This is a genomic window from Mycobacterium sp., from assembly GCF_032159765.1.
Classification (GTDB): Bacteria; Actinomycetota; Actinomycetes; order Mycobacteriales; family Mycobacteriaceae; genus Mycobacterium.
The window spans coordinates 1-4,489 of the sequence record NZ_JAVHWM010000069.1; the positions used below are offsets into that span (position 1 = coordinate 1).

Genomic DNA, 4,489 nt, shown 5'->3' on the forward strand with positions numbered 1-4,489 from the left:
TGAGCCGCACCACCTCCACGACGGCCGAGACCGACGTGAAGTCCCTTGAGCTCGTGCCCACCGCCAAGCAGGACAGCTACACCGCCGACGTTGCCAGCGCCAAGGCGAACAGCCAATGGCTGACCGACGCCGGGTACGGCCTGTTCTTCCAGTACGGCGCGTGGGGTTACCCGCCGAATGGGCTGGCCAAGACCCTCGACCAGCAGGCCTGTGACTTCAACGTGCCGGCCTTCGTGGACATGGTGAAATCGACCGGTGCGGCGTACGTGATGTGGTCCTACACCTGGTACACCTACCAGGTCGACGGACCCAACGCAGTGATCGACCGGATCCTCGGCAACGGCGGCAACACCGCCGCCTGCGACCTCGACCTGAAGGTCGCCCAGTCACTCCACAAGGCCGGCATCAAGTTCATCCTCTACTACCACAACGGCCACGATCAGGATCCCACCTGGTGGGCCAAGCAGCAGTTCCCTGCCGGCTACCGACTCACGGGCACCGGCGACAAGACCACCTTCCTCACCAATTGGAAGAACGTGATCAGCTGGGCCGGCGACCACTTCGGACGCAACCTGGACGGCTGGTGGTTCGACGACGGCGCGTACTATTACCCGGCCGACTTCAAGAGCCTGCAGAGTGCCGCCCGGGCCGGCAATCCCAACCGGATCGTCACGTGGAACACCTGGATCGCCGCCGCCTACACCAAGTACGAGGACTTCCAGCCCGGCGAGACGTGCAATGGCTCGCCCACCAGCGGTTCCGTGGTCGGGCCGGACGGCGTCTACCTGACCGGTCCTTACAAGGGCATCCGCGCGCACTGCGCCGTGCTGCTGAACCAGGACTGGGGTGTGCACGACCCGAACACGACGATCCGTCCGACCGTCAGCACTCAGTCGGCGGTGAACACCGTGCGCACGGCGATGGCCAACCACACCGCGCTGTCGCTGGACCTGATGATGTACGAGGACGGCACGGTCGACCCGACCACGCTGGCCACCCTGAAGGAGATCAAGGCCGAGATCCGCGACGGCAAACCGGCCCCAGCCATCGTCAACGATAACGACCCGTCGATCGGCTACACCGGCGCCAGCTGGGCCCTGGCGAGTAACCGGAACGCCGGCGACATCGGCGACGATGTGAAGTACACCCGCACCGACGGGGAAAGCTTCGACGTCACCTTCTCAGGGACCGGGATCGATTTCCTCGGCCCACGCGACCCCGGAAACGGCGCGGTGACGATGTCGGTGGACGGCGGCACGGCCACCTCGATCGACGCCAGCGGGCCCGCCTACGCCGCGGCGCAAGTGCTCTACAGGGTCCGCGGCCTGACTCCCGGTGTGCACCACCTGGTCGGGGTCAAGGCCGGCGGGGCATACCTACAAGTGGACGCATTCCAGATCTACCGCTGAGCACGTTCCCCCCGGCGCGGCCGGTCCGGGCGATCCCGGGCCGGCCGTTGCCGTGACGGCTCACTCGATCCCGTCCAAGTCGGGCGCTTCCTCGTCCTGCAGCGCGAAGCGCAACCAGTGCTCAACCCCGGCGATGTGGGCCCGGGCCCACGCGGCGGCTAAGTCGGGCTGCCGCTGGCGGATCGCGGTAGCGATGGCGCGGTGCTCGCGCAGGGTCTGGGAGATCGCATCCGCCTGGGTTATGCCGCGCCAGGTACGAGCGCGTTGCGTGCGTCCGGACAAGCCGTCGATGAGCGAGCACAACACCGGGTTTCCGCTGCCCTGCGCGATGCGGTGGTGGAACTCGACGTCGTTGGCGATGAGCTCGTCCAGGTCCGGCGACTCACCGAGCGCGTCGAGCAGGAGCAGCAGCCCTTCGGCCTCGGCGTCGGTCATCAGCACCGCGGCCCGCTCGGCCGCGGCCGGTTCGAGCGCCCGGCGCACCTCGAATAGATGCAGGACGCTCTCGTTCTGGTGGAAGTCGACCATGAAGCCGAGCGTCTCCATGAGGATGCTCGGCTGCAGGCTGGTCACGTAGGTCCCGTCGCCCTGGCGCACATCCACGACTCGGATCAGCGAGAGCGCCCGTACCGCCTCGCGCAGCGAATTGCGGGAGATCCCAAGCTCCTTGGACAGATCAGCCTCACGCGGCAACCGGCTGCCGGGCTTGAGGCGACCGTCCAGGATCATCGCCTTGATCTTGTCGATAGCATCATCGGTCAGTGACATAAAGATCCACTCTGCGTCTGAACAGTTACGACTAACGCTAGTCCGTGTCCGCAGGGCACCGCTGCCCCGACCGCCGAATGTGAAACAGCACCGACAGCCTGTTACTCCAACGGTCCCAAACCGCTCATCGTCACGCCAGCGCCGGTGACGTTCTCCGTTACGACGAGTTTGAGCATGCGGCGTGACGCCAACTAACCCGCCGCCCTTGAAGTGATCGAAGCAGGGCTCACCTAGTCACCCTGAGGCGGCGTCGAGGTCCTGCAGAAGATTGTGGGCGGCCAGCTCGACCTCTTGTGCCGCCATCCGGACGCCCGGTCGGCGGCCGGCCACCAGCTTTCGACGCAGTCGACTATCGCAACCGCAACGTCATAGAACGCCGCTTCTGCCACCTCAAGCAATGGCGAGATCTAGCCACCCGCTACGACAAACTCGCCACCGTCTACCGCGCCGCCGCTGTCCTGAACGCCGTCATCGCCTGGACCCGCCATCTATCAGACATGCCCTAGTAGCGAGTCGCAACTCGTCAATCCGTGACCCTCGCTCCTCGGTGGGTCAGTGCATTCGACGACGAGCGTCATCGCGGCATGAGTAGCCCTGTGTCAAGCGGTTGCGGCGAGAACCCTTTGCAGGGCGTGGTGTTTGGTCGGGTCGTAGGGGACGTTGTCTTGCCAGCAGCGCCAGATGACGTGTAGCCAGGCGCGGGCGAGGATGCGGACGGCGTGGGGATGGTCGTGGTTGCGGGCGCGGGCTTTGGCGTAGAGGTCGGCGGCCCAGGGGCTGGCGTGATGGGAGTCGCCGGCGAAGTCGATGACTGCTCCGCGTAGTTGTTTGTCGACGGCCCAGCGGAACGCGACGACTTTGACCTTGCCGGATTGTCTGGTCGAGGGTGCGGCGCCGGCCAGGCAGACCAGGGACTCCGGGGTGGGGTAGCGGCCGCGTGCGTCACCGATCTCGGCGAGCAATCTGGCGGCGCGCACGGTGCCCGAGCGGGGCAGCGAGGTGAAGATCGCCGCGTCGGGATGGGTCGCGAGCTGTTCGGCGATCTCTTTGTCCAGAGCGTCGATCTGAGCCCGTAGCGCGGTCAGCGTCGCGACCAGGGCCATGGTGATGTTTCCGCGTGCGACGGCCTGCTGGCCGGTGGTGCCGCGCGGGGCTCCGTTGAGGTGTGCCCAGAGTCGGTCGAGGTTGCGGATGTGGTTGTAGGCCACGTCGCGCAGCCACCGCTCGAGTCGTGCCGGTGAGAGCCAATCAGCCTTGCCGTGGTTGGGGAATCGCCGCAGGAAAGCCAGCGTGATGTTGCTGTCGATGTCGCGGAACAGGTCGATCACGCCGGGCAGCGTGATCTGCAGATGCGCACGCAGTTGGTTAGCGACCGCGACCCGGGTGGTGACGAGATCTTGCCTTGCCCGCACGGTCATTCGCAGCGTGATGGTCTGTTCGGAGTTGCGGGTCAGTGGGCGTAGCCGGGCCCGGTCGGTGCGCAGCACGTCGGCCAGGACGTAGGCGTCGAATCGGTCGTCCTTGTTGCCGGCTTGCCCGTAACGCGAGCGCAGGTTCTTGATCTGGTTCGGCGCAATCACGAACACCACCAAGCCGGCCTCGATCAGCGCGTCGACGACCGGCCCATCCGGACGCTCGATCGCCACCTCCACCACTCCCGCCCGGCGCAGCCGGTTCACCAGTCGGCGCAGATCCGCGGCCCGATGCTCGACGCTGAACCGATCACACTGCACCCCGTCCGCATCCACGATCGCGACCGCGTGATCCGCGCTGGCCCAATCAATGCCCGCAGTGACTCGACCAACGTGGTGCTCTTGTTCGACACTCATGCATGTCCCTTCCTCGCCGTTGCAGCAGCAGGTTGGGCACCCGACGGTTCCGGGACACGACTGCCGGTCGCTCACTGATCGGCGCTCTGGTGGCGCTCAGCCCTGTCGCCAGTCACGCGTGTCCTGGGCCGCCGGGCCCCGCGGAACTCATGCAGGACCTCCCTCGGTCACGCGGATGCGGCGATGACCCGACGGGAACCAGGTGCCACCGACCGCACCTCGCGATCGGCACTCACACCGTCTCGCGAATCACGGCCAGCACTAGGGAGGTTGGACCAGTGAGCGGATGTCTTTCAGCGCCACCGACTCACCGCTGATCCTCCGACCGATCTGCGATGCGCTGCCTGAGCGCAGCGGTTCGGCTCTCATTCTCTTCGCGACCGCGTCGACCTATTTGGTGGAAGATCGCAGCGCTATTCCCGAGCACGCCGACGAAGCCGATGGCGCTACCCAGCAGGTGGTAACCAGTGAGGCCGAGCGACA

Annotated in this window: 5 protein-coding genes; 3 read left to right on the forward strand and 2 right to left on the reverse strand. The window is 66.3% G+C overall.

Features of this window, described 5'->3' with window-relative positions; translation table 11 throughout:
• Window positions 1–1,409, forward strand: a 1,409-nt coding sequence (locus QOH60_RS08280) for a hypothetical protein (protein ID WP_526419003.1), incomplete at its 5' end; no start/stop codon positions are given.
• 60 nt (window positions 1,410–1,469) lie between these two features.
• Here QOH60_RS08280 and QOH60_RS08285 read toward each other — a convergent pair.
• Complete coding sequence (locus QOH60_RS08285; protein ID WP_526419005.1) at window positions 1,470–2,177, reverse strand: FadR/GntR family transcriptional regulator; 708 nt, start codon at window positions 2,175–2,177, stop codon at window positions 1,470–1,472.
• A 293-nt stretch (window positions 2,178–2,470) separates the two neighbouring features.
• Here QOH60_RS08285 and QOH60_RS08290 point away from each other — a divergent pair, with 293 nt between their 5' ends.
• On the forward strand, window positions 2,471–2,683 hold the full coding sequence (locus QOH60_RS08290) for a transposase (protein WP_526419007.1): 213 nt from the start codon (window positions 2,471–2,473) through the stop codon (window positions 2,681–2,683).
• 93 nt (window positions 2,684–2,776) lie between these two features.
• Here QOH60_RS08290 and QOH60_RS08295 read toward each other — a convergent pair whose 3' ends face one another.
• The gene (locus QOH60_RS08295; RefSeq protein ID WP_526419009.1) at window positions 2,777–4,006 is read right to left on the reverse strand and encodes an IS110 family RNA-guided transposase; all 1,230 of its coding nucleotides are present in this window, start codon (window positions 4,004–4,006) and stop codon (window positions 2,777–2,779) included.
• Between the two features lie 286 nt (window positions 4,007–4,292).
• Here QOH60_RS08295 and QOH60_RS08300 point away from each other — a divergent pair.
• The coding region (locus tag QOH60_RS08300; RefSeq protein WP_526419011.1) for a hypothetical protein at window positions 4,293–4,489 on the forward strand (197 nt) is incomplete at its 3' end.

What these genes read in the sequence shown, in the direction of transcription:
- QOH60_RS08295 (WP_526419009.1), bottom strand. Translation starts at nt 4,006, where the DNA reads ATGAGTGTCGAACAAGAGCACCACGTTGGTCGAGTCACTGCGGGCATT.
- QOH60_RS08285 (WP_526419005.1), bottom strand. Translation starts at nt 2,177, where the DNA reads ATGTCACTGACCGATGATGCTATCGACAAGATCAAGGCGATGATCCTG.